The sequence below is a fragment of the Burkholderia savannae genome (assembly GCF_001524445.2).
GTDB lineage: Bacteria > Pseudomonadota > Gammaproteobacteria > Burkholderiales > Burkholderiaceae > Burkholderia > Burkholderia savannae.
This window is the reverse complement of sequence record NZ_CP013418.1, coordinates 547,787-572,239: the sequence shown is the minus strand read 5'-3', so window position 1 is coordinate 572,239 and position 24,453 is coordinate 547,787. Positions and strand designations below refer to the sequence as shown.

Below are 24,453 nucleotides of genomic sequence, written 5' to 3'. Positions count from 1 at the left end.
TCGGCGCGGCGCGTCAGGCCGCGACCCACACGTAGCCGTCCTCGATGCGCGACGCATACGCGCTCACCGATTGGTCCGGCGCCTCGACGCACTCGCCCGTGCGCAGGTCGAAGTGATGCTTGTAGAGCGGCGACGCGACGACGATCCGCTCGCCGAGGCTGCCGATCAGCCCGCGCGACAGCACGGCGGCATGCGAATGCGGATCGACGTTGCCGATCGCGAACGCGCGGCCGTGGCCGCCGCCGTCGTCGACGTGGAACACGGCGACCTGCTCGCCGTTCACGAGCGCGCAGACGCCCGTGTTCGGCAGGATGTCGTCGAGCGCGCAGACGGGCGTCCACGCGCAAGCGTCTCGATGGCGGGTCATGGCGATCTCCTTTCAGTGGCTGACGATGACGGAACGTTCAAGCGGTTTCGGCTTCGGTTTGCGCTTGCGCCTCGGGCGCGCGGCGCGCGTCGGCCGAAGCGGCCGGGCTGACCGAAGCGGCCGGGCCGGCAGCGCCGAGCGCCTCGCGCTCGTCCGGCGTCGCCGGGCGAATCTGGCCGCGCGCCTCGACGAACGCGATCGTCGAATCGGGCGCGTCGCTGTTGACGAAGTGACGAAAGCGCCGGCGCGTGGCCGGATCGGCGACGGCCTTCTTCCATTCGCATTCGTACGTATCGACGATATGCTGCATCTGCGCCTCGAGCTCCGCCGCGAGCCCGAGCTTGTCGTGGACGACGACGTCGATCAGGTAGTCGAGCCCGCCTTCGAGGTTGTCGCGCCACACGCTCGTGCGCTGCAGCCGGTCGGCGGTGCGGATGTAGAACATCAGGAAGCGGTCGACGTAGCGCACGAGCTGCTCGCGGTCGAGATCGGCCGCGAGCAGCTCCGCGTGGCGCGGCTTCATCCCGCCGTTGCCGCACACGTACAGGTTCCAGCCCTTCTCGGTCGCGATCACGCCGATGTCCTTGCCCTGCGCCTCCGCGCATTCGCGCGTGCAGCCGGACACGCCGAACTTCAGCTTGTGCGGCGCGCGCAGGCCCTTGTAGCGGTTTTCCAGATCGATCGCGAGGCCGACCGAATCGCCGACGCCGTAGCGGCACCACGTCGAGCCGACGCACGATTTCACGGTGCGCACCGACTTGCCGTACGCGTGGCCCGATTCGAAGCCGGCCGCGATCAGCTCCTCCCAGATGAGCGGCAACTGCTCGACGCGCGCGCCGAACAGGTCGACGCGCTGGCCGCCCGTGATCTTCGTGTAGAGGCCGTACTTGCGCGCGACCTGGCCGACCGCGATCAGCCCTTCCGGCGTGACCTCGCCGCCCGGCATCCGCGGCACGACCGAATACGTGCCGTCGCGCTGGATGTTCGCGAGATAGTAGTCGTTCGTATCCTGCAGCCCCGCATGCTCCTTCTTGAGCACGAATTCGTTCCAGCACGACGCGAGGATGCCGGCGACGGCCGGCTTGCAGACGTCGCAGCCGAGGCCGCGGCCGTGCTTCTCCAAGAGCGCGCCGAACGTCTTGATCCGCTCGACGCGCACGAGGTGATAGAGCTCCTGCCGCGAATGCGGGAAGTGCTCGCACAGGTGGTTGTTCACGTCGAGGCCCTGCTTCTTCATCTCGGCCTTCATCACCTGCGTGACGAGCGGCACGCAGCCGCCGCACGACGTGCCCGCGCCCGTGCAGCTCTTCAGCGCGCCGATGCTCGTCGCTCCCTGCGCGAGCGCCTCGCAGAGCTGCGCCTTCGTCACGTTGTTGCACGAGCAGATCTGCGCGGCGTCGGGCAGCGCGTCGACGCCGAGCGCCGGCTTCGCCGCGCCGTCCGACGACGGCAGGATCAGGAATTCGGGCGAATCGGACAGCTCGATCCGGTTCAGCATCATCTGCAGCAGCGTGCCGTACTCGGCCGCGTCGCCCACCATCACCGCGCCGAGCAGTTCCTTCCCGCATTCGGACACGACGAGCTTCTTGTAGATCGCCTTGCGTTCGTCGGCGAACTGGTACGTGCGGCTGCCGGGCGTCTTGCCGTGCGCGTCGCCGATGCTCGCGACATCGACGCCCATCAGCTTGAGCTTCGTGCTCAGGTCCGCGCCGGTGAACGCGCCGTCGCCGCCCGCGAGCTGCCGCGCGACGACGCGCGCCATGTCGTAGCCGGGCGCGACGAGGCCGAAGGTCTGGCCGTTCCACGCCGCGCATTCGCCGATCGCGTAGATATCCTGATCGCTCGTGCGGCAGCCGCTGTCGATCGCGACGCCGCCGCGCGGGCCGATCTCGAGCCCGCACGCGCGCGCGATCTCGTCGCGCGGCCGGATGCCCGCGGAGAACACGATCATGTCGGCATCGAGATGCGTGCCGTCGGCGAATTCCATCCGGTGCGCGCCCGCCTCGCCGTCGACGATCGCAAGCGTGTTCTTGCCCGTGTGCACCTGCACGCCGAGCGCCTCGATCCTGCCGCGCAGCATCCGGCCGCCGCCTTCGTCCACTTGCACCGCCATCAGGCGCGGCGCGAATTCGACGACGTGCGTCGCGAGCCCCATGTCGCGCAGCGCCTTCGCGCATTCGAGGCCGAGCAGCCCGCCGCCGACGACGACGCCCGACTTCGCGCGTGCGCCGCACGCCTGCATCGCCTCGAGATCCTCGATCGTTCGGTAGACGAAGCAATCGGCGCGCTCGCGGCCCGGCACGGGCGGCACGAACGGCGTCGAGCCCGTCGCGAGCACGAGCTTGTCGTACGCGAGCGTCTCGCCCGTCGACAGCGCGACCGTGCGCGCGCGGCGGTCGATCGCGACCGCCTTCGTGTTCAGCAGCACGCGAAAGTTCGGATGACGCTTGAAGAAGCCCGGCTCGACGAGCGACAGGTCGTCGGCCGACTTGCCGGCGAAGAATTCGGACAGGTGAACGCGGTCGTACGCGGGGCGCGGCTCTTCGCAGATCACCGCGACCTGCGGCGCGCAGCACGCATCCCGCGCGCCGGCCGCGATGCATTCGAGCAGCTTGTGGCCGACCATCCCGTGACCGATGACGACGATTTTCATGGTGGATGCCCTCTGTTTCCCTGTTAATGCGTGAAGCCGTTCGCGGCAAGCGCGCGCTCGCGCAGCGCCGCCTCGCGAGCCTTGTGCTCGGCGCTGAACCGTACCGCGAGCGCGCAAAACGCGGAAACGGTGACGAATAGGCCTAGCAGCGTGAGCGTTTGTTGGATATCGCCAACGCCTTTCATCAGGAATCCTGCCGCGACCGCGCCGACGTTGCCGCCCGCGCCGACGATCCCCGCGACGCCGCCGAGCGCGCGGCGATCGATGAACGGCACGAGCGCGTACGTCGCGCCGCAGGCCATGTGCGTGAAGAGACCGAACGCGACCATCGCGACGACGGCCGCCGCCACGCTGCCCGCATGCGCGAACCACAGCAGCCCGAGCCCCTCGCCGACGATCAGCGTGAACAGCAGCGTCGCGCGCACGTCGAGCCCGCGGCGCGCGGCGACGCGATCCGACAGCCAGCCGCCCGTCGCGCGCGCGAAGAGCGCGAGGAGGCCGAAGATGCCGGCGGCGAGGCCCGCGTCCTTCAGCGACAGCTGGAAGTGATTGACGTAGTAGAGCGCGGCGATGTTGTGCATGAACACTTCGACGCCGAAGCACGCGCCGTAGGTGACGAACAGCATCCACACGCGGTAGTTCGCGCACGCGGCGGCGAAGCTCGCGAAGCCGCCCTTCTTGCCGCTGTCGATCGTCGCGCCGCGCGCGCGCAGCGCGGCGAAGTCGCCCTGCGGGCAGTCCTGCGTGAAGCGCCAGTAGACGAACGCCATCGCGAGCATCGCGACGCCCGGCGCCGCGAGCGCCGCGCGCCAAGCGGACGCGTCGGGCAGGCCGAGCATCAGCGCGGCGGCCACGAGCAGCGGCATCGCCGCCTGAGCCGCGCCCGCGCCCGCGTTGCCCCAGCCGGCCGCCGTCGCGTTCGCGGTGCCGACGACGTTCGGCGCGAACATCACCGACGTGTGGTATTGCGTGATCACGAAGCTCGCGCCGATCGCGCCGATGCCCAAGCGGCACAGCAGGAACGTCAGGTAATCGTGCGAGAACGCCACCGCGAACACCGGAATCGCGCCGAGCGCGAGCAGGCCCGCATAGACGCGGCGCGGGCCGAAACGGTCGCAGAGCGGGCCGACGACGAGCCGCACCGCGATCGTCGCCGCGACGGCCGCGATGCTGACGTTCGCGACCTGATCGGCGCTCAGCCTGAATTCGCGGGCGATGAGCGGCATCAGCGGCGCGCACGCGAACCATGCGAAGAAACACACGAAGAACGCGATCCACGTCAGATGGAACGCGCGCATCGGCGCGGTGCGCCAGTCGAGCAGGTCGATGCGGGTGGCTTTGTCGGACATCTTGTTGTCTCACCAAACGAAAACGGCGTCCTGCGAACCCGGTCTCGAGTGACCGGATGCGTAGGACGCCGTTGCCCAGAAAGCCCGTCGCCGGGCGGATCGATATTCGATGCTGCGAGGCGAATCGTCGTTGAATCGCCCGTCGATCGCTAGGCAAGTGCCGTGCCAGCCGACGCGAAGCGAGACGCGACGCGGGATTGCGCCGAAACGCCCGGGTTTCGCGGCGCGCGCCGACGATGCGCGGTGATGCAGCGAAGCACAGATCTGGTGCGATGCAGCACTGTCGGCGTGCGACATGCCGGTGCGCAGCCGGGTGCGGCGGGCGTCCTCGCGCGTCGATCGCGACGCCGTGCGTCCGGACGCGGCGAGCGATGATCTATGAGCGATGAGCGGCGTGCGGCGCTTTGCGCGGATGCTCGCGTCGCGCGCTGCGTCCCAGCCGGGGCGGCGTCGGGCGGGCGCGACGGCAACCCGCCCGACGCCGCCCCGCACGCGACGCGTCGGCGCGAGACGACGCGCGCAAGCGCGCCGTCGCCCCGCTTCGCCAAGCGCGCGCCGCCGATGCTGGCCCGAATATTGCTCACCATGAAGCGTCATCGGCAACGGAGCCGGTGCCGCATCGCGAGACTTCTTTCGGACCGTCCGCCGACGGACGGTCCACTTGGACAACGGTGTCCCACGCATCCGGCCGCTGCGTCGGCGGGGTGCGCAGGACGCCGTTCTTTTTTTGGGCAACGCGCATTCGCCGCGCACGCGCCGCCCGCGCGACATGGGGATACGAAGATGAACACGATGGGCAAGGTCACGCTGCTCGGCGCCGGCCCCGGCGATCTGGATCTGCTGACGCTCAAGGCGGCGAAAGCGCTCGCGGCCGCCGACGTGCTGCTGCTCGACGATCTCGTCAATCCGGACATCGTCGCGCTCGCGCCGCAAGCGCGCGTGATCCGTGTCGGCAAGCGCGGCGGCTGCCGGTCGACGCCGCAGGCGTTCATCGAGCGGCTGATGTGCCGCTACGCGCTGCGCGGCGCGCACGTCGTGCGCGTCAAGGGCGGCGACGTGCTGCTGTTCGGCCGCGCGGGCGAAGAGATCGCCGCGTTGCGCGCGGCGCGCGTGCCGGTCGAGATCGTCAATGGGATCTCGTCGGGCTTCGCGGCCGCCGCGAGCCTCGGCGTGTCGCTCACGCACCGCGATCACTGTCAGGGCGTGACGTTCGTCACCGCGCACCTGCAGGACCACGGCGAGCCCGACTGGGCGAACCTCGCCGCGGCCGGCACGACGCTCGCGATCTACATGGGGATGAGCCGCATCGAGCGGATCGCCGCGGGGCTGCTGTCGACGCTCGATGCAGCGACGCCCGCCGCCATCGTCCAGTGGGCGGGCACGCCGGCCGAGCGGCGCTGGGCCGGCACGCTCGGCCGCCTCGCCGCCGGCGCCGCCGAGGCGGGCCTCGGCAGCCCGGCCGTGATCTTCGTCGGCCGCGCGATCGGCGAGGCGCTCGCGACCGGCGGCGCATGCGCGGCGCGCAATGCGCACGCGGGCTCGGACGACGCGCGCGGCACGCACGCCGCCGCGCGCACGCTCGAACGCCCCGAGGTTTCGCACGCGGCCTGAGCCGCGCGCGCCGGCCAGCGGTTGCGCGCCGCCCGCGCGCGTATGGCAAAAACAATCGCATGGGCGGGCGCCGCCGCAGCGCGCCCGCCTCCTCCATCCGATCCATGGAATCGACTGACCATTCCTCCAGGCTGCGCGTGCTGCTCGTCACCGACACCGACAAGCCGCTCGGCGAGCTGCGCGACACGCTCGCGCGCCTCGGCTACGAGATGCTCGACGAGGTCGCGACGCCCGCGCGGCTGCCCGCGGCCGTCGAAGAGCAGCGGCCGGACGTCGTGATCATCGACACCGAATCGCCGTCGCGCGACACGCTCGAGCAGCTCGCGGTGATGAACGCGACCGCGCCGCGCCCCGTGCTGATGTTCAGCCACGACGCCGACCAGCAGTTGATCCGCGCGGCGGTCGGCGCGGGCGTGAGCGCGTATCTGATCGAGGGGCTCTCCGCCGAACGGCTCGCGCCGATCCTCGAAGTCGCGCTCGCGCGCTTCTCGCACGACGAGCAATTGCGCAAGCGGCTCGCCGACGTCGAGAGCGAACTCGCCGACCGCAAGCTGATCGATCGCGCGAAGCGCATGCTGATGGACCGCCGCAAGCTGTCCGAACAGGAGGCCTACGCGACGCTGCGCCGCAGCGCGATGGATCAGGGCGTCCGGATCGTCGAGGCGGCCCGCCGGCTGCTCGCGGCGCACTCGCAATCTTGATCGAAGGTGCACTACGCATGAACACAGCGCGCATGAACCCAGCGACACCCGACGCACCGGAACGCCGCCGCCTGCGCATCGGCTTCGTCGCGCTGAGCGACGCGGCGCCGCTCGTCGTCGCGAAGCGGCTCGAGCTCGGCGAGCGCTACGGTCTCGCGCTCGAGCTGTGCCGGCAGCCGTCGTGGGCCAGCATCCGCGACAAGCTGCTGTCGGGCGAGCTCGACGCGGCGCACGCGCTGTACGGGCTCGTCTACGGCGTGCAGCTCGGCATCGGCGGGCCGCGCGCCGACATGGCCGTGCCGATGGTGCTCAACCGCAACGGCCAGGCGATCACGTTCTCGAACCGGCTCGCCGGCGCCTACCGCGCGTCGGGCGACCTGAAGGCCGCGCTCGCGACGCTCGGCCGCCGCCCCGTGTTCGCGCAGACGTTCCCGACGGGCACGCACGCGATGTGGCTGTATCACTGGCTCGCGTCGCGCGGCGTCGATCCGCTGCGCGACATTCGCAGCGTCGTGATTCCGCCGCCGGAGATGGTCGGCGCGCTCGCGGCGGGCGAGCTCGACGGGCTGTGCGTCGGCGAGCCGTGGAACGCGGTCGCCGAGGCGAGCGGCGCGGGCAGGACGGTCGCGGCGACGAGCGAAGTCTGGCTCGATCATCCGGAAAAGGCGCTCGCGTGCCGGCGCGAATTCGTCGCGCTGTATCCGAATGCCGCGCGGCTGCTGGTGCGCACGCTGCTCGACGCGTGCGAATGGCTCGACGACGCGGACCATCGGCGGCAGGCGGCCGAATGGCTCGCGGAGCCGGACGCGATCGACGTGCCGGTCGCGCAGATCGCACCGCGGCTGCTCGGCGATTACGGCGCGGGCCCGTTCGCGCAGCCGCCCGCGCCGATCCGGTTCTACGGGCACGGAACGGTGAACCGGCCTGCGGCGAGCGACGGCGTGTGGTTCCTGTCGCAATACCGGCGCTGGGGCATGCTGCGCTCGGACGTCGACGACGCGGCAATCGCGAGCGGCGTTGCGCAAACGGCGCTCTACGACGAAGCGGTCGCGCTCGCGGGAGCGCGGCGCGTCGGCTGACGGGGGGCTTCGTCGCGCGCGCGGCGGCCGGCTCGCGCGACGTTTGCACGACGCACGCGAGCCGGCCGCCTCGTCGGCGACTCGCCCGCGCATCGATGCCGATGCGCGCGGCGAAGAGTCCGCTGCTCCTCGCGGCGGCCCGGCCGATCAATTCGCATCAGTTGCACATCAGTTGCACGATAGCGCCGCCACGCCGGCGATCGTGCCGGCCGGGGCCGCCCGCACGATGTACGCGGCGAGTAGATGCGGCTTCGTCGCATCCGCGCCTCCGAATTAGCTCATCACCTGGTACGGATTGTCACGACGACGACGACGATCAAGCGCGCGCGCATCGCACACGGCGCGGATTGCATCCATGCGCGCCGGGGCTCGCCCGCACGCGAACGGTCCGGCCGCGGCCGAACGAAACGACACGCGGCGACGCACGCCACGCGCCACATGCCACATGCGACACGCCGCACGCCACGCGCCGCGCGCGCGAATCAACGAGGCGCGCCGAATTCCGTACGCCGCGCGCGAGATCGCTTCGGCCGTTCGTCGCACCGCGCGAAGAAGCCGGTGCCGACGGGCCAATTGCGAATGCGCGCGGCAACCCGTCGCGCGGTACGTCGACGAATCGAAGCGATGACAAAGGACGAAGGACGGCCGACGAATCGATCAGAACGGCCCACCCGCACTGAAATCCGCGATCGCGAATCGGCGTTCTTTTGCCATGCGAATTCGACCGAATCGATTGACGAATCATGATTTTTCAATGCGATTTCATTTGAATCATTAACAACTCGATACATAGAAAATTCGAAAGCAACGTTCACTCCCGCCCCAATCATGTGACGAATGGTTTAGCATGCACGGGTGCTGACGTACCACGCATTCGTGTGGAAGCGAGCGCGCAGCACGCGATGTAGCCGAAGTTCGAACGTTTCCGCCGAGGCGCGATGGGCTCGCGTCGCACTCGGCCGGCACGGCGCGCATCGACGCGCCGCGTCACATCCTCATCTCGCCCGGCTCGCGCCAGGCGGCCGCAGCGGCATTTGCGCCGGCCCGGGCGGCTCCGGCTACGCGCGCGACGCGCGCACGGCAACCGCACGTTGCGGCGTGCGCACGCAATCCGCACGCAATCCGCATTCGGCACGACACGGCGAGCATCCGGCCGTCTCGCATCGCGCGTCCCGATTCAAGCGTCATTCAGCCGTGCCTTTCGTCTGTCCGGCGACATCCGGTCACCGGACATATCGACACAATTTCCGTTGCCCACGAGCAAATGGAGGAGATATGAAGGCGTATTTCGATACGAGGAAAGTCTTCACCTGTTTAATTGCCTTTTTCATTGCCTTTCTGGCGAGCTGCTCCGATCACGACGACATTTCGCGAGGCGGCGATCCGTCCGCCCCGGCGCTCGCGTTCCGGCTCGACCGCGGCAACCAGATCAACGCGTTCTATCGACAGGACAAGATCGCCGCGCATCTGCTGATGCGCTCGTCGGCGAAGCCTCGCCTGCTCGTCGTGTTTCCGGCCGGCAACAGCGGCGCGGGCCTCTGGTTCGACGATACGTCGCAGCCCGTCAACTGGAGCCAGGACACGCCGATCGCGCCCGCCACCACGCAGGACGCGGCGGGCCGGACGCTGTACGGAATCGGCGTCGACGTGTCGGCCGACGCGAGCAGCCTGTCGATCAGGCAGGCGCTGCTGAGCTCCGTGCGCTTCCTGCGCGACTACAACGGCGGCGCGACCGTGCCGGCCGACATCGTCGCGCCGCCGACCGTGTCGGGCAACGTCGCGATGTGGCAGCGCGATCGCGTCGACGGCGCGCCGGGCTACGCGCTGCGCGTCACCGTGCTCGACGGCGGCTCGGTGGCGTCGGACGGCGCCGGCAAGCTCCTGCTGCAGTCGCCGTCGGGCGCGCCGACGCTGCGTCTGCACATCGACGCGTTCAGCGGCGAAACGCCGCTGCAACCGATCACGCATGCGAATCTGTTCACGTCGGCCGTCAACCCTGATCCGCTGAACCAGAACGTGTTCGAATTCCTGAGCTTCAGCGACAAGCTGCTCGCGGGCTCGTGGCAGTACGACACCTACTTCGGCCGCGACACGCTGATCTCGGTGCGCATGCTGATGCCCGTGCTGCAGCCGGACGTGATCGAGGCCGGGCTCGGCTCGGTGCTGAGCCGCCTGTCGCCGGACGGCAAGGTCGCGCACGAGGAAGGCATCGGCGAATTCGCGCTGATCGACAATCTGAGGCACGGCCGCCCGAACGATCCGACGCCGACCTACGACTACAAGATGATCGACGGCGACTACATGCTCGCGCCGATCATGGCGGACTGGCTGATCGAGGACCCGCGCGGCCAGGCGCGCGCCGCCGCGTATCTCGCGCAAACGGGCGGCGACGGCGTCACGAACGGCAGCCGCTTCGTGAGCAACCTGCTGCGCGTCGTGCAGACCGCGCAGCCGTTCGCGCAGCAAGCGCTCGCCGCGAACCTGATCCGGCTGCGCCCCGGCGAGATCGTCGGCAACTGGCGCGACAGCACCGACGGCCTCGCGGGCGGCGTCTACCCGTACGACGTGAACGTCGCGCTCGTGCCGGCCGCGCTGCGCGCGTGCGCCAATTTCCTCGCGCGCGGGCTGCTCGACCCGTATCTGAGCGGCGACCAGCGCGCCGTCCTCGCGAACGCGGGCGCGGCGGCGGCCGTCTGGGAGCGCGCCGCGCCGCCGTACTTCCAGATCGCCGTCACGCCGAGCGACGCGCGCGCGAAGCTCGCCGCGTACGCGCCGCAAGCGGGCGTGCCGGCGGGCACGGTGCCGGACGCCGCGCTGCAGTTCGATGCGATCGCGCTCGACGCGAACGGCAACCCGATCCCGATCATGCACTCGGACGGCGGCTTCGTGCTGCTGTTCGGCGATCCTGCGCCGCCGTTGCTCGCGCGCATCGTCAGCGACGTGATGCGGCCGTTCCCGGCCGGTCTCGTGACCGACGTCGGGATGCTGATCGCGAACCCCGCGTACGCGGACCCGACGCTCTGGCCGCGCTTCACGAGCTCCGCGTATCACGGCACGGTGATCTGGTCGTGGCAACAGGCGATGTGGGTCGCGGGCCTCGACCGTCAGCTCGCGCGCACCGATTTGCCGAGCGACGTGCGCACGCTGCTCGCGCAGGCGCGTCAGCAGATCTGGCAGGTGATCTCGAACGCGAAGGACATGCGCTCGACCGAGATGTGGTCGTGGTCGTACGCGAACGGGCAATACCAGGCGGAGGCGTTCGGCACGCGCAGCGCCGACGTCACCGAGGCGAACGCCGCGCAATTGTGGAGCACGACGTATCTGGCGATCCGGGACCCGAACTTGCGCGCGGGCAAGTACTGGTGGGACGCGCGCGCGGCCGGCGGCGCGACGCCGCAGCGCGGCCCGACGCAAGCCGCGGCGGCGAACCGCATGAGCGGCGCGGCATCCTGACCGCTCGAATCATCGATCGCGGGACGACGGTTCGATGCCGGCCGCGCGTCGAACGAGCGCGGCTCGCCGCGCCGGTTCGCGCGGCGCCGGCGCGGTGCCGATCGAAACGCCGGCCGGTACGGCGAGCGCGCGCGACGCAGGCCATCGCACGCCATCGCGCGCCATCGCGCGCTTAACGCCGCCACGCCACGCCTAGCCTGTCGCGCGCCTAGCGCCGAGCGCCATTGCAAAGCGCACGCCGCGCGCCCTTTCCGTCGACGACCGGACGCCCTCGCCGGCACCGCCGCGCGAGCGCGCGGCGCAAAAAGAGAAAAGCCGCGCGATCGCTCGCGCGGCAAAATCCGCCTGCATCCAAGGGCCACCTCCAGATGGCGGGCGGCGCACTAGCCTCGTCAGCCACTAGTGCCGAACCAACGAAACCCATCGAACGCCCGGGCGACGGAAACTTCGCCATCCCGACGTTGCGGCGGGCGCGCTCAGCGCGCCGCCTGATAACTCCCGAAGAACGCCGCGGCGTTGCGCGCGAGCGTATCCAGGTGATAGCCGCCTTCCTGCACGATCAGCGTCGGCAAGCGCAACGCGCCGACGAGCGCGCCGAGCCGGCCGAAGCCCTCGGTCGTCACCGCGACCTTCGATTGCGGATCGTCCCGGTACACGTCGAAGCCGAGCGCGAACACGAGCGCGTCGGGCGCGAAGCGCTCGACGATCGCCTTCGCACGCTCGAGCTGCGCGAAGAACACCGATTCGGCCGATCCGTGCGGCATCGGCAGATTCACGTTGTAGCCCTCGCCGCGCCCCGCTCCGCGCTCTTCCTCGTAGCCCGTGACGGCCGGATAGAAGTTCGTCGGATCGCCGTGAATCGACACGTACAGCACGTCGTCGCGATCGTAGAACAGCGCCTGGATGCCCTGGCCGTGATGCATGTCGGTGTCGAGGATCGCGACCCGCGCGTAGCGCGCGCGCAGCGCCTGCGCGGCGATCGCCGCGTTGTTCAGATAACAGAAGCCGCCCGCCGCGTCGCGCCGCGCATGATGGCCGGGCGGACGGCAGAGCGCGTACGCGTCGCGCACGCCGCCGCAAAGAGCCGCCGCGCCCGCGAGCGCATCCTGCGCGGACCAGTACGCGGCCCGATACGTGTGCTCGCCGATCGGGCAGCTGCCGTCCGCGAGATAGCGCGCCGCCTGCGCGAGCACGCCGCGCAGCGGATTCGGCTCGCGCACGTAAATGTTCGACATCACCTCGGGCCCCCAATCCTCCGGAATGCGCCGCCATTCGCGATGCGCGTCGGCGAGAAAGCGCAGATACGGCGCGCTGTGCACGGCCGCGAGCGGCGCCGAGCCGAAGTCCGCGGGTGCGCGCACGTCGAAGCCGAGCGAGTTCGCCGCGTCGAGCAGCCGCGCGGCCCGTTCGGGCACTTCGTGCGGCGCGCGCATCTTGCCGCGCGACAGGTAGGTGAGCGGGCGGTGCTTCAACTGATCCGGATGAAAATAAGTCAGCATGCGAGGTCGGTTCCCGGATCGATCGTCAATGCAGTTGCGCCGCGATGTCGGCGCGCACGTGCGCCGGCCTCGCGGGTCGAGCCGTTTGCGCATGCACGCCGGCGCGCGCGAGCACCGCGTCGAGCAGCACGTTCGCACCCGCCGCGACGTGCTCGGGCAGCGCGCGCTCGGCCGCGTTGTGCGACAGCCCGCCGACGCACGGAATGAACACCATCGCCGCCGGCACGCAGCGCGCGAGATGAATCGCGTCGTGTCCGGCGCCGCTCACGATCCGCTCGTGCGTGTAACCGCAGCGGCGCGCGGCCGCCTCGACGAGCGCGACGCACGCGGGGTCGAACGGCGTCGCGGGACTCGACCAATGCGAGCGGATGTCGACCGCCACGCCGCGGCGCGCGGCGATGTGCGCGCACGCGTCGCGCAGCTCGCGCTCGATCGCGTCGAGCGTCGCATCGTCAGGATGACGAAGATCGACGCTGAACGCGACGCGCTCCGCGATCGTGTTGCGCGACGCGTTCTCGATCACGCTCTGCCCGATCGTCGCGAGCGCATCCGGCGCGCGGCGCGCGGCGAGCGCTTCGAGCGCGAGCGCGATCTCGGCGCTCGCGAACAGCGCGCACTTCCGGTACGGCATCGGCGTCGTGCCCGCGTGCGCGGCGACGCCCGTCACGGTCGCGTCGAGCCAGCGGATCGCTTGCCCGCCCGTCACGACGCCGATCGCCGTGCCGTTTCGCTCCAGCACCGGCCCCTGCTCGATGTGCGCCTCGAAGTACGCATCCACGCGCTCGCGCATCGGCACGCGCGCCACTTCCGGATCGCACGGCGCATGCGGGCCGAGCGCCCACGCGGCCCGCAGCGGATCGCGGTAGCCGCACGCGTCGAGCGCGTCGGCGAGCGCGACGCCGTGCGCATCGCGCACCGCGAGCGCCGCGTCGAGCGACATCGCGCCCGCGAACACCGCCGAGCCGAGCATCGCCGGCGCGAAGCGCGCGCCCTCCTCGTTGGTCCACGACACGATCTCGATCGGCTTGTCGGTGACGATCCCGCGATCGTTCAGCGTGCGCACGAGCTCGAGCCCGGCGAGCACGCCGTACGCGCCGTCGAAGCGCCCGCCTTCGGGCTGCGTGTCGAGATGGCTGCCGACGAGCACGGCCGGATGCGCGTCATCCGCACCGGCGCGCCGCGCGAACAGATTGCCGATCGCATCGACGCGCACCGTCATTCCCGCGTCGCGGCACCATTGCGCGAAGCGCTCGCGGCCGCGCCGATCGGCGTCGGTCAGCGCGAGCCGGCGCACGCCGCCCCGCGCGGTGCCGCCGATCCGCGCGAGATCCATCAGACTGTTCCAGAGTCGCGTACCGTCGATTTCCCACACCGCAGCCTCCTCCCTTTCCGAATCAGCGCATGAGCACGGCGTCCGCGACGTCGGCCCGCTGCTGCCTGCGCGCGTCGAGCGCGATCACGCCGAACAGCGACAACGCCGCGAGGCACGTATAGAACACCGCGAGCGGCCACCACTGCCCGACGAAGCGATGCGCGAGCCAGGTGCCGGCGAGCGGCGTCAGCCCGCCCGCGATCGCGCCGCACATCTGGTACGAGATCGAGATCGCCGAATAGCGCACGCGCGCCGGAAACGCGCCGCTCACGAAGCCCGCGATCACCGAATAGAAGCCGGCGAGGAACACGGTCGCGAGCGCGATGCCGATCACCATCGGCGCGAGGCGTCCCGTCTGCACGAGCGCGAACATCGGATACGGCGACGCCATCGCGAAAAGCGCGGCGAGCTTCAGAAAGCGCGCGTCGCCGAGCTTGCCGCCGAGCCACGCGGCGATCGGCTGCGACGCGAACTGGATGATCGCGACGATGAACAGGCAATCGAGAATCAGCGATTTCGTCACGCCGACGTGCTGCGTCGTGAACGCGATCATGAACGTGTTCGTGAAATACAGCCCGGCGATGCCGATCGTGTTCGCGCACAGGCAGAACGACAGCATCGCGGGCGACGAGCGCAGCACCTCGGCGATCGGCCGCGCAACGGTGCGCGCCATCGCCTTCTCGCGCACGAACTCCGGCGATTCGTCGACCTTCAGCCGCACGAACGCGCCCACCGCGAGCAACGCGATGCTCGCGAGAAACGGCAGGCGCCAGCCCCACGACATGAACGCGTCGTGCTCCATCGACGCGACCGCGCGAAACGCGACGAGCGACAGGATGAGCCCGGCCGGGCTGCCGAGCTGCGCGAACGACGCGAAGAACGTGCGCCGCCCGTGCGGCGCGTGCTCGCCCGCCATCAGCACCGCGCCGCCCCATTCGCCGCCGACCGCGACGCCCTGCACGATTCGCAGCAGCACGAGCAGCGCGGGCGCGAGCATGCCGACGCGCTCGTAGGTCGGCAGCAGCCCGACGCAGACGGTCGCCGCGCCCATCATCGCGAGCGTCGCCATCAGCGCCTTCTTGCGCCCGATCCGGTCGCCGAGGTGGCCGAAAAGCAGCCCGCCGAGCGGCCGCGCGAAGAAGCCGACCGCGAACGTCGCGAATGACGCCATCGTGCTCGTGAACGAGTCGCGCGACGGGAAGAACAGCTCGCCGAAGACCAGCGCGGCCGCGTTCGCGTAGATGTAGAAGTCGTACCACTCGATCATCGTGCCGACGAACGCGGCGCCGGCCGCGCGACGCGGCTGGCGCGCGGGCAGGCTCGGTGGGAAGCCCCGGTTCAATGCGATCTCCTCGCAGAAATGTACGCGTCGCCGAATCGCGCGGATTCGGCAAATGGGCGTTTTATCGCGCACCGGGATTAATCGGTCAAATTCTAAGTTATTATCTTAAGAATAAATTTCATTAATCCAGTTTTACGATGCAGAATCGTTTCTCTGGGGTAAAAATAAATGTCGAATATTCGAAGCCATGTTTCCCGCGTCCTGATGGACCGCCTCGACTGGAATCTGCTGCGAACCTATCTGGCGATCATGCAGGAGCGCAGCATCAGCCGCGCGGCCGCACGGCTGCACCTGACGCAGCCGGCCGTGAGCCAGGCGCTCAAGCGGCTCGAGGATTCGCTCGGCCGCACGCTGATCCAGCGGCGCGGCGCGCAGTTCCTGCCGACCCGCGCCGGAGAAGAGGTCTACCGGATCGCCACCGACATCTACGGCCACATGTCGCGGCTCGACAACGAGCTCGACGACCGCGGCGGCGAGCTGACCGGCTCGGTGCGCCTGCTGTGCGTGAGCCGCGTCGAATCGCCCGTCTACGACGAATTTCTCGCCGAATTCCGCCGCGCTTATCCGCGCGTCGATCTGCATATCGAAGTCATGCGCTCGGCGGATATTCTTTCTTCTTTATTGCAAAAAACCGCGACTTGCGGACTCGCATTATGCCGAACGCCGGTCGATAAAATAGAATTACGCAGTTTTTTGCGCCAACGCTATGCAATGTTTTGCGGACGTCACCACCAGTTATTTGGTCGGCAGGCGTTGAAAATCGAGGATCTGCTCTCCGAGAATTTCGTTTCGTTCACCAGTGACCAGATCGGCGACGCGCTCGCGCCGCTCACCGTGTTTCGCGACCAGCGCGGCTTCACCGGGCGCATCGTCGCGACGTCGGCGAGCCTCGACGAAATCCGCCGCCTCGTGTTCGCCGGCTACGGCATCGGCTGCCTGCCCGAGCACATCGTGCGCGACGATATCGCACGCCAGCGGCTCTGGCGCCTGCCGCCCGAAGAAGGCCTGCTCGACGTCGAGATCTTCCTGATGTGGAACCGCGAGCGCCGGATGAACGCGGCCGAGAAAGTGTTCATCGACGCGTTTCAGCGCTACGTGCAGCGGTATCCGATGGCGGAACGGCTGGGGATGCTGCATTGAGCGGCGCGACGGATCGCGCTCGGGTTCGGCCGGCCGCGCGAGGCTCGGAACGCGCCGGGGCGGGAACGTCGCGCGCCAGATGATGCAAGAGCGGCGGCGCATTGCGTTGCATCGCACGCGATCGGGCGATGCAACCGCGCGATGTTCGCCGAACGAGCGCCGATCGAACGAGAACGATCCGGCAATTTCGCGTTTCGCGGCGCAGGCGCACGCCGGCCGGCTGGCCGGCGCACGATCCGTTTCCACCGCCCGTTGCAACGCGATGAACGTCCGCGGAGGGTCCGCCGAGGTTCCGCCGATGGCCGGTTCGTTCGAGGCGGGCCCGCTGCGCGATGCGCAGATGAACGCGTCCGCGCCCACGCATCGGCGCGAAGCCAAGGCGGCGCACGCTCGAAGCGGCGCACGCTCGAAGCGGCGCACGCCGTCGGCATTCGCCGAACGGCGGCCGCTCGCCGCGCGTCAGGCCATTTTCATCGCAGCGTTGAAACTGAAATCGCGCCCGCCGGCTGTGACGCGCCCGCCGTGCGCCGCATCATCGCAGCCGGAGCCGACCGAACGCGCCCGGATGCGCCGCGACGACCGCTGACAACGACGGTCAACGACGGCGGCGCCCCCCGCGCCGCCCGCCGCCCCGAACATCGCGGCGCGCGCATTCGCTGCGCGCGGCGGCCGGCGCTCCCTTTCACTTTTCGCCGATTCGAACCGCCATGAAAGCCATCGCCTTCTACCAGAACCTCCCGATCGACGCCGCCGATTCGCTCGTCGACATCGAGCTGCCCGCCCCGCAGCCGGGCCCGCGCGACCTGCTCGTCGAAGTCCGCGCGGTGTCGGTCAATCCCGTCGACGTCAAGGTGCGCGCCGGCCGGCCGCCCGAAGCCGGCCAGCCGACCGTGCTCGGCTGGGACGCGGCGGGCGTCGTGCTGGCCGTCGGCAGCGCGGCGTCGCTGTTCAAGCCGGGCGACCGCGTGTGGTACGCAGGCTCGCTGACGCGCCCGGGCACCAACAGCGAGCTGCACGTCGTCGACGAGCGGATCGTCGGCAGGATGCCGGGCTCGCTCGACTTCGCGCACGCGGCCGCGCTGCCGCTCACCGCGATCACCGCGTGGGAGCTGCTGTTCGACCGCCTGCAGATCCCCGAGGGCCCCGCCGCGGCCGGCAAGCGGCTGCTCGTCGTCGGCGCGGCGGGCGGCGTCGGCTCGATCCTCGTGCAGCTCGCGCGCCGCCTGACGGGCGTCACCGTGATCGGCACCGCGTCGCGCGACGAGACGGCCGCGTGGGCCCGCGAGCTCGGCGCGCATCACGTGATCGACCATTCGAAGCCGCTCGCCGCCGAGCTCGAGCGAATCGGCATCGGCCGGGTGGACTACGTCGCGAGCCTGAACCAGACCGATCGTCACTTCGATCAGATCGTCGACGCGCTCGAGCCGCAAGGCAAGCTCGCGCTGATCGACGATCCGGCGCTGCTCGATTTCCGCAAGCTGAAGGCGAAGAGCGCGTCGCTGCACTGGGAGTTCATGTTCACGCGCTCGATGTTCGGCACGAGCGACCAGCTCCAGCAGCACGCGCTGCTCGATCGCGTCGCGGCGCTCGTCGACGCGGGCACGCTGCGCACGACGTTCAGCGAACACTTCGGCGCGATCAATGCGGCGAACCTGAAGCGCGCGCACGCGTTCATCGAAAGCCATCGCGCGCGCGGCAAGATCGTGCTCGAAGGCTTCTGATCCGCCGGGCGGCGCGGCCGGCCCGCCGCGCCGCCGCCTTTTTTCTCCGGAGATCGCCTTGACCCGAACTTCCCCGGTCGTCACGCTCGCGACGATCGATTTGTCCTTTCATCACGCAGCGGCGGGCATCGTGATCGCGGCGCTCGCGCGTCACGGCGTGCGCGTCGACGAAATCAGGCGGCCGCACGAAGGCGCGTTCGAGCTGCTGCGCGACGGCACGGCCGACATGCTGTGCGCCGCGTGGCTGCCCGGCAGCCACGGCGCGTATTTCGACGCGATCGCCGACGCGTTCGAGCCCTTGTCCGCGATGTACGCGCCGTACGCGCTGTGGGGCGTGCCCGACTACGTGCCGGCCGACGCGGTGTCGAGCGTCGCGGACCTGACGCGCGCCGACGTCGTCGAGCGGATGACGCCGCTCATCCAGGGCATCGGCCCGGGCGCGGGCATCTCGCGCTTCTCGCGCGAGATCTTCGCCGCGTACGATCTCGACGCGCACGGCTATCGCTTCGCGAACGGCACACTCGAACAGTGCGTCGACGCGTTCGAAGAGGCGGCGGCAAGACGCGCGTGGGTCGTCGTGCCGCTGTGGCGGCCGCAATACCTGCACTGGCGTCACGCGATACGCGAACTGCGCGAGCCGCGCGGGCTGCTGCGCGGCGCCGACGCGGCGACGCTCGTGCTGCGCAAATCGGCGCGCGAGCGGCTGCCCGCCGCCGCCGTCGACGCGCTGCGGCAGCTGCGCCCGGGCAACGCCGGGCTCACGCGGCTCGATCATCTGATTTCGCGCGACGGGCTCAGCCCGCGCGAAGCGGGCGAGCGGTATCTGCGCGAGCTTGCGGCGCGTGTGTCGGGTGGGGCCGTGTCGCGTTGATCGGACTGAGCGCGCTGTTCGTGCTGTTCGCGCTGTTCGGGCTGTTCGGGCTGTTCGGGCTGTTCGGGCTGTTCGGGCTGTTCGGGCTGCTCGGGCTGTTCGGGCTGTTCGGGCTGTGCGGGCTGTGCGGGCTGTGCGGGCTGTGCGGGCTGCGCGGGCTGTTCAGGCCGTTCGCGCTATTCGCGCCGTTCTCGCCGTTCGGGCCGTTCGATGCTGTTCGGCACCGCCCCGCTTCGCCCGGCATCGACCTGCTCCGGCCGATGCGGACAGGCGCGCCAATCGCTGCTCCATGCCAATCAGCGCCGCACGGCGCGATCTCGCTGCGCGCCACGCGACGCCGCGCTAAGCGAGGTACGCAGCGATCCGCGCCCGCAGAAAGTCGCGCAGCGCGGCGAGCGTCGGCGACAGCGCGAGCCGGTGCGTATAGACGAGATTGAGCGGCGTCGGCTCGGTCGTCCACGCGTCGAGCGCGGGCTCGAGACGCCCCGCGCGCAGATCGTCGAGCACGTCGAGGCGCGACTTGTACGCAATCCCGTACCCGCCGACCGCCCAGCGACGCACGAGCTCGCCGTCGTCGGCAGCCCGGCTGCCCGTCACCTTGACCGTGTGCGCGGCGTCGCCCGAATGGAACGTCCATTGGTCGTGCGTGCGCTCGCTCAGCGCGAAGCGCAGGCAGTTGTGGCCGCGCAGATCGTCCGGCGTCGCCGGCTTGCCGTGCCGCGCGAAATAAGCGGGCGATGCGCACAGCACGCGCCGGTTGTCGGGCGCGAGCGGTGCCGCGATCAGCGACGAATCGTCGGGAACACCGTAGCGCAGCACCGCGTCGACCGGCTGACGGAACAGGTTGACGATCCGGTCGCCGATCCGCACGTGCAGCGACACGGCCGGATACAGCGCGAGAAACTCGTCGAGCCAGCCGGACAGCACGTTGCGGCCGAAATCGGACGGCATCGACAGCGTCAGGTCGCCGCCCACTTCCTGACGGCCGCGCGCGAGCGCGTCCTTGCCGGCGCGCAGTTCGGCGAGCGCGTTGCGCGCGTACGCGAGATAGCGCTCGCCGTCCGGCGTGAGGCGCAGGCTGCGCGTCGTGCGCGCGAGCAGGCGCACGTCGAGCTCGCTTTCGAGCCGCTTGACCGCCGCGCTGGCGACGGCCGGCGCGACGTCGAGCAGCCGCGCGGCGGCGGACAGGCTGCCGTTGTCGGCGGCGAGCACGAATACGGCGAGGTCGTCGAGTCGGATCATCGGGGGAGGCGCGTCGGGGCGAGCGACGCGCGCAAAGGCGCGCAACGGGCTGCAAGGGTACTGCGAACGCGTGCGGCGGTCGAGCGGCGGCTTGCGCGCGCCGTTCAGCCGGCCGCCAGCTCGACCGCCGCGAGCGCGTGCAGCGCGGTCGTGTCGAACACCGGCAGCGCCGAATCGGCGGGCTTGATCAGCAGCGTGATTTCCGTGCAGCCGAGGATCACGGCTTCGGCGCCCGCCGCCTGCAACGCGTCGATGATCCGCCGGTAGGCGGCGCGCGATTCATCGCGCGCGACGCCGTGACAGAGCTCGTCGTAGATCACGTCGTGGACGACGGCCCGCTCCCGCTCGCCCGGCACGATCACGTCGATGCCGTGAAGCGACGCCATCCGCTCGCGATAGAAATCCTGCTCCATCGTGAAGCGCGTCGCCGATCAGCCCGGCGACGCGCGCGAGCCCGTCGGCGCGGCGGCCGACGATCGCCACGCGTGCCCGCTGCCGCGCGAAACGCCGCGCGGTCGCGACACCGATCCCCGCGCCGCCGCCGCTCGCCACGACGGCCTGATCCATGCGCATGCCCCGATGCGGCCGTGACGGCCGCGCCGGTCCGCGCCCGCTACCACTCGGCGGGCGACCAACCGAGCGCGCGCGCCGGATGCGGCCATTGCACCGGCGCGCCTTCGACCTCGGACGGCGCCCGTACGCGCTGCGCCGGCCCCCAACTCGTCTCCTCGACCCAATCGGCCAGATCGCCCGCCGTCTCGCGCGCGATCGCCGGCCTGTCGGCTTCCTGCAAGCCACCCGATGCGAGCAGCACTGCCGTTCGCGCGAGCGACGCGCGCGTCCTCGTTCCGGCGCCTGTCGCCAACCGTCGCGCGAGACCGCGAATCGCGGCCGTCGCGAGCAGATAGCCGGCGCCGTGATCGAGCGCCTGCACGGGCAGCGGCACCGGCCGCTCGGCGCCGGCCTCGCGCATGCCCGTCGCGACGATGCCCGCGCTCGTCTGCACCAGGCTGTCGAAGCCGCGGCGGCCGCGCCACGGCCCGCTCCAGCCATAGGCGTCGAGCGATACGTCGACGAGGCCCGGATTGATCCGCCGCCGTTCGTCCGCATCGAAGCCGAGCCGGTCGAGCGCATCGGGCCGGTAGCCGTGGACCATCACGTCGGCCTCGCCGATCAGGCGGCGCAGCAGCGCGCGCCCGTCGCCCGATTTCAGATCGGCGCGGGCGCAGCGCTTGCCGAGCACGACTTCGGGCACCGTGTTCGGCTCGTCCCAGCCGATCGGATCGATGCGCAGCACCTGCGCGCCGAAGCCCGCGAGAAAGCGCGTCGCGACGGGGCCCGCCAGAATGCGTGTGAGATCGAGCACGCGCACGCCCCGCAGCGGCCGCTCGGCGGACGGCGACCACGCGGGCCGCTTGCCTTCGACCGCGACGCCGTCGTGAATCAGCAGCGGCTCCGCGCGCACTGCAAGCCCCTGCGGATGTCGCGCCCATTCGTCCTGCGTGCGCATCGCGGCCGCGCATCCGCCCTGCTCGACGACGGCCGACTCGAGCGCGTCGCTGCGCCACTGCCCGGCCGCGTGCGCGACCGCCGCCTTGTCGGGCGGCGCGCCGAGCACCGCGAGCGCGGCGGCGCGATGGTGCGGCGCGTTCGTGTGCAGCCTGATCCAGCCGTCGGCCGTGCGATAGTCGCCCGCGATCGCATCCCACGGCGGCGGCATGTCCCAGCCGCGCGGCCGCAGCGACGCGCCGAACCACAGCGACGCACGGCGGCGATCCACGCGCACGCCGGGCAGCTTGCCGGTCGCGCGATGCACGAGTTCGGCGACCGCGACGCTCGCCGCGCCGATCGCGGCCGATGCGAAATCGGTGACCGGAAACGCCGACGGCAGCACGCCCGTGCCGCTGAAATTCAACGCATGCAGGGCGGCGAGATCGCCGTTCGCGGCCCGCCAGATTTCGTGCAAATACGCGGCGGTGCGCGCACGGCCGGATTGTTCGGATTGCGACGACGAAGAGAGATCGGACATTGACTTCCCCGATTTGAAGAGATCACGGCAAGATTATTGCCGACGAATATCGAGTGTCAACGTTGATTCCGGGAATCAAGTTATTTTTTAATTCGTCCGCATCTTCTTTTAAAACGAATCCGGATGTGCGGCCGTCGGGCGATCGAGCGTCCCTATTCGGGCCCGCGGGCTCCGGGCGCGGGATTCCCGCTTCCGGGCCGATGCGGCGAAAGCGGCGACGCCCGCCGCCGCTCCCAGGCGGGCACGCGAATCGCGCCGCATCGATCATGGCAATGCGTCATGCGTCTTCCGCGGCGCGATATTGAAATGCACATCGAATTCCGATTCGCCTAATCGATTTCCATTTTTTCGGCGATCTGAACTTCGATGTCGACTCCCCGAATCAGGACGACGAACGCGCGGCGCTGCGCTTTACGTTGACTTTATATCCGCATTACTCGTCCGCTTTGCTCGTTCGCTTGAACCGGCGCGCGCGTCGCGGCCCTTTCGGCGCACCCCGTGCGCGCATCGTTTCGTCTTCGACGATGAGCGCCCGTTGCGGCGAACCGGCGACGGGTCCGCCGCCGCACTCCGCGCGCGTCGCGTCGCCGGCCTGCGGCGACGCGCCCCAAGCGCTCGCCCCACGCGCGCCACGAGGCGAACGGCGCGCGCCGGCCCTCGCCGAACCGGGGCACAGCGCGCACATTCGCCGCGCTTCGCGATCCGCGCCGCCGCCGTCAGCGCGACGCCTGCGTCGCCTTCCTCAGCTTCGCGACGTCGGCCGGGCGCACCGCGGGCGCGCCGTTGTTCCAGCCGGCGCGCATGAACGTCAGCACGTCGGCGATCTGCCGGTCGGTCAGCACGTGCGCGAACTTCGGCATCGGATAGGCGGCCGGCAGCCCGTCGATCACGAGATCGTCGGTGCCGTTCAGCGTGACGTTGATCAGCGACGCCGCGTTCGACTCGAGCACGTTCGGATTGCCGGCGAGCGGCGCGAGCAGCGGCGCGAACGCGTGGCCGTCGACGCCGTGGCAGTGCATGCAGTACGCGGCGTACACCTTCGCGCCCGCATCGTCGGCCGGCCGCGCGAGCAGCGCCTGCGTCGCGGCCGCTTCGTGGCGATAAGGCGGCGCGCCCGTGCCGCCCGCCGCCGGCAGCGATTTCAGATAGCGCGCGATCGCGGCCAGATCCGCCTCGCTCAGCGCCTGCGTGCTGTGATTGATCACGCTCGTCATCGAGCCGAACGCGCTCGCATGCCGGTTCGCGCCCGTCTTCAGGAACTGCGCGAGGTCCGCTTCGGTCCATCGGCCGAGCCCGACGTTGTGCTCGCCCGTCAGGTTCGACGCGAACCAGTTGTCGATCAGCGCGCCGGACAGATACGCCGGCCCGCTCTCGTCGAGCGCCTTCTCCTGGAAGCCGACGCCGCGCGGCGTGTGGCACGAGCCGCAGTGGCCGAGCCCCTGCACGAGGTACGCGCCGCGATTCCACGTCGCGTCCTTGCCCGGCTTGTCGCGATACGCGCCCGCGTCGAGAAACACCGCGTTCCAGATCTTCAGCGGCCAGCGCATGCCGAGCGGCCACGGAATGTCCGGCGCGCGATTCGCCTGCTTCACCGGTTCGACGCCATGCATGAAATACGCGTAGAGCGCCTTCACGTCGCCGTCGGCGAGCTTCGCATACGACGGATAAGGCATCGCCGGATACAGGTTGTGGCCGTCCTTCGCGACGCCCTCGCGCAACGCGCGCGCGAAGTCCGTCTCGCTGTAGCCGCCGATCCCCGTTTCCGGGTCCGGCGTGATGTTGGTCGCATAGATCGCGCCCATCGGCGTTTCCATCGGCAGGCCGCCCGCGAACGGCTTGCCGCGCGCGGCCGTATGGCACGCGATGCAGTCGCCCGCCTTCGCGAGGTACGCGCCGCGCGCGACAAGCGCGTCGTCGGGCGAGGCGGCGCGCGCGCCCGTGCTCACCGCGAGCGCCGCGAGCATCGCGCCGAGCGCCTGCGCGGCGCGCTTGAACTTGTTTCCAGTACGAATCATCGGAGTCCT

At 70.3% G+C, this 24,453-nt stretch carries 17 protein-coding genes and 1 pseudogene; 8 read left to right on the top strand and 10 right to left on the bottom strand.

The window, feature by feature from the left end; all coding sequences use genetic code 11:
• Positions 1-13: 13 nt before the first annotated feature.
• Genes nirD through WS78_RS23490 form a run of 3 tightly spaced genes read right to left on the bottom strand, consistent with a single transcriptional unit; the run spans position 14 to position 4,369 of the window.
• Positions 14-367 (bottom strand): nitrite reductase small subunit NirD, encoded by a 354-nt coding sequence (gene nirD, locus WS78_RS23500; protein ID WP_038747845.1) that lies wholly within the window; start codon positions 365-367, stop codon positions 14-16.
• A gap of 37 nt (positions 368-404) precedes the next feature.
• On the bottom strand, positions 405-3,020 hold the full coding sequence (gene nirB, locus WS78_RS23495; protein WP_038747848.1) for a nitrite reductase large subunit NirB: 2,616 nt from the start codon (positions 3,018-3,020) through the stop codon (positions 405-407).
• Positions 3,021-3,043: 23 nt separating this feature from the next.
• Positions 3,044-4,369: an MFS transporter gene (locus WS78_RS23490; protein ID WP_059582147.1), complete on the bottom strand. Its 1,326-nt coding sequence runs from the start codon at positions 4,367-4,369 to the stop codon at positions 3,044-3,046.
• 783 nt (positions 4,370-5,152) lie between these two features.
• On the opposite strand from WS78_RS23490, the gene cobA reads away from it, so the two are divergent.
• The 5 genes from cobA (at position 5,153) to WS78_RS23455 (ending at position 11,213) form a co-directional block, all read left to right on the top strand.
• A complete protein-coding gene (cobA, locus tag WS78_RS23480) occupies positions 5,153-5,980 on the top strand; it encodes a uroporphyrinogen-III C-methyltransferase (protein WP_059582150.1) in 828 nt (275 codons plus the stop codon).
• Between the two features lie 104 nt (positions 5,981-6,084).
• Positions 6,085-6,681 carry an ANTAR domain-containing response regulator gene (locus WS78_RS23475; RefSeq protein WP_038747855.1) on the top strand — a complete coding sequence of 199 codons (597 nt, stop codon included), beginning with the start codon at positions 6,085-6,087 and terminating at the stop codon, positions 6,679-6,681.
• A 17-nt stretch (positions 6,682-6,698) separates the two neighbouring features.
• Complete coding sequence (locus WS78_RS23470; protein ID WP_059582155.1) at positions 6,699-7,760, top strand: CmpA/NrtA family ABC transporter substrate-binding protein; 1,062 nt, start codon at positions 6,699-6,701, stop codon at positions 7,758-7,760.
• Positions 7,761-8,003: 243 nt separating this feature from the next.
• The gene (locus tag WS78_RS36215) at positions 8,004-8,507 is read left to right on the top strand and encodes a hypothetical protein (RefSeq protein ID WP_145986878.1); all 504 of its coding nucleotides are present in this window, start codon (positions 8,004-8,006) and stop codon (positions 8,505-8,507) included.
• 528 nt (positions 8,508-9,035) lie between these two features.
• Positions 9,036-11,213, top strand: coding sequence for a glucosidase family protein (locus tag WS78_RS23455; RefSeq protein ID WP_038747863.1), 2,178 nt, complete (start codon positions 9,036-9,038; stop codon positions 11,211-11,213).
• A 476-nt stretch (positions 11,214-11,689) separates the two neighbouring features.
• On the opposite strand, the gene WS78_RS23445 is transcribed toward WS78_RS23455, so the two are convergent.
• Genes WS78_RS23445 through WS78_RS23435 form a run of 3 tightly spaced genes read right to left on the bottom strand, consistent with a single transcriptional unit; the run spans position 11,690 to position 15,426 of the window.
• Entirely contained in the window at positions 11,690-12,712 is a 1,023-nt protein-coding gene (locus WS78_RS23445; RefSeq protein WP_038747866.1) for a histone deacetylase family protein, read from the bottom strand.
• Positions 12,713-12,737: 25 nt separating this feature from the next.
• Complete coding sequence (locus WS78_RS23440) at positions 12,738-14,084, bottom strand: Zn-dependent hydrolase (RefSeq protein ID WP_059582162.1); 1,347 nt, start codon at positions 14,082-14,084, stop codon at positions 12,738-12,740.
• Positions 14,085-14,106: 22 nt separating this feature from the next.
• The gene (locus tag WS78_RS23435) at positions 14,107-15,426 is read right to left on the bottom strand and encodes an MFS transporter (protein ID WP_038747872.1); all 1,320 of its coding nucleotides are present in this window, start codon (positions 15,424-15,426) and stop codon (positions 14,107-14,109) included.
• A gap of 168 nt (positions 15,427-15,594) precedes the next feature.
• Here WS78_RS23435 and WS78_RS23430 point away from each other — a divergent pair, with 168 nt between their 5' ends.
• From WS78_RS23430 to WS78_RS23415, 3 genes are all read left to right on the top strand, one after another.
• Positions 15,595-16,566: a LysR family transcriptional regulator gene (locus WS78_RS23430; protein ID WP_197419491.1), complete on the top strand. Its 972-nt coding sequence runs from the start codon at positions 15,595-15,597 to the stop codon at positions 16,564-16,566.
• 707 nt (positions 16,567-17,273) lie between these two features.
• Positions 17,274-18,287, top strand: coding sequence for a zinc-binding alcohol dehydrogenase family protein (locus WS78_RS23420; protein WP_059582170.1), 1,014 nt, complete (start codon positions 17,274-17,276; stop codon positions 18,285-18,287).
• Between the two features lie 58 nt (positions 18,288-18,345).
• Positions 18,346-19,158 carry a glycine betaine ABC transporter substrate-binding protein gene (locus tag WS78_RS23415; RefSeq protein WP_059582172.1) on the top strand — a complete coding sequence of 271 codons (813 nt, stop codon included), beginning with the start codon at positions 18,346-18,348 and terminating at the stop codon, positions 19,156-19,158.
• Between the two features lie 342 nt (positions 19,159-19,500).
• Here the strand turns inward: WS78_RS23415 and WS78_RS23405 are convergent, their stop codons facing one another.
• The 4 genes and pseudogenes from WS78_RS23405 to WS78_RS23380 all read right to left on the bottom strand — a co-directional run bounded on the left by WS78_RS23405 (position 19,501) and on the right by WS78_RS23380 (position 24,444).
• Entirely contained in the window at positions 19,501-20,400 is a 900-nt protein-coding gene (locus WS78_RS23405; protein ID WP_038747884.1) for a LysR family transcriptional regulator, read from the bottom strand.
• A gap of 104 nt (positions 20,401-20,504) precedes the next feature.
• Positions 20,505-20,865, bottom strand: a pseudogene (locus WS78_RS23400) (aspartate/glutamate racemase family protein); the annotation flags it as partial.
• 148 nt (positions 20,866-21,013) lie between these two features.
• A complete protein-coding gene (locus tag WS78_RS23395; RefSeq protein WP_038747886.1) occupies positions 21,014-22,429 on the bottom strand; it encodes a CoA transferase in 1,416 nt (471 codons plus the stop codon).
• Positions 22,430-23,145: 716 nt separating this feature from the next.
• Complete coding sequence (locus WS78_RS23380) at positions 23,146-24,444, bottom strand: c-type cytochrome (protein ID WP_059582183.1); 1,299 nt, start codon at positions 24,442-24,444, stop codon at positions 23,146-23,148.
• Positions 24,445-24,453: the final 9 nt, after the last annotated feature.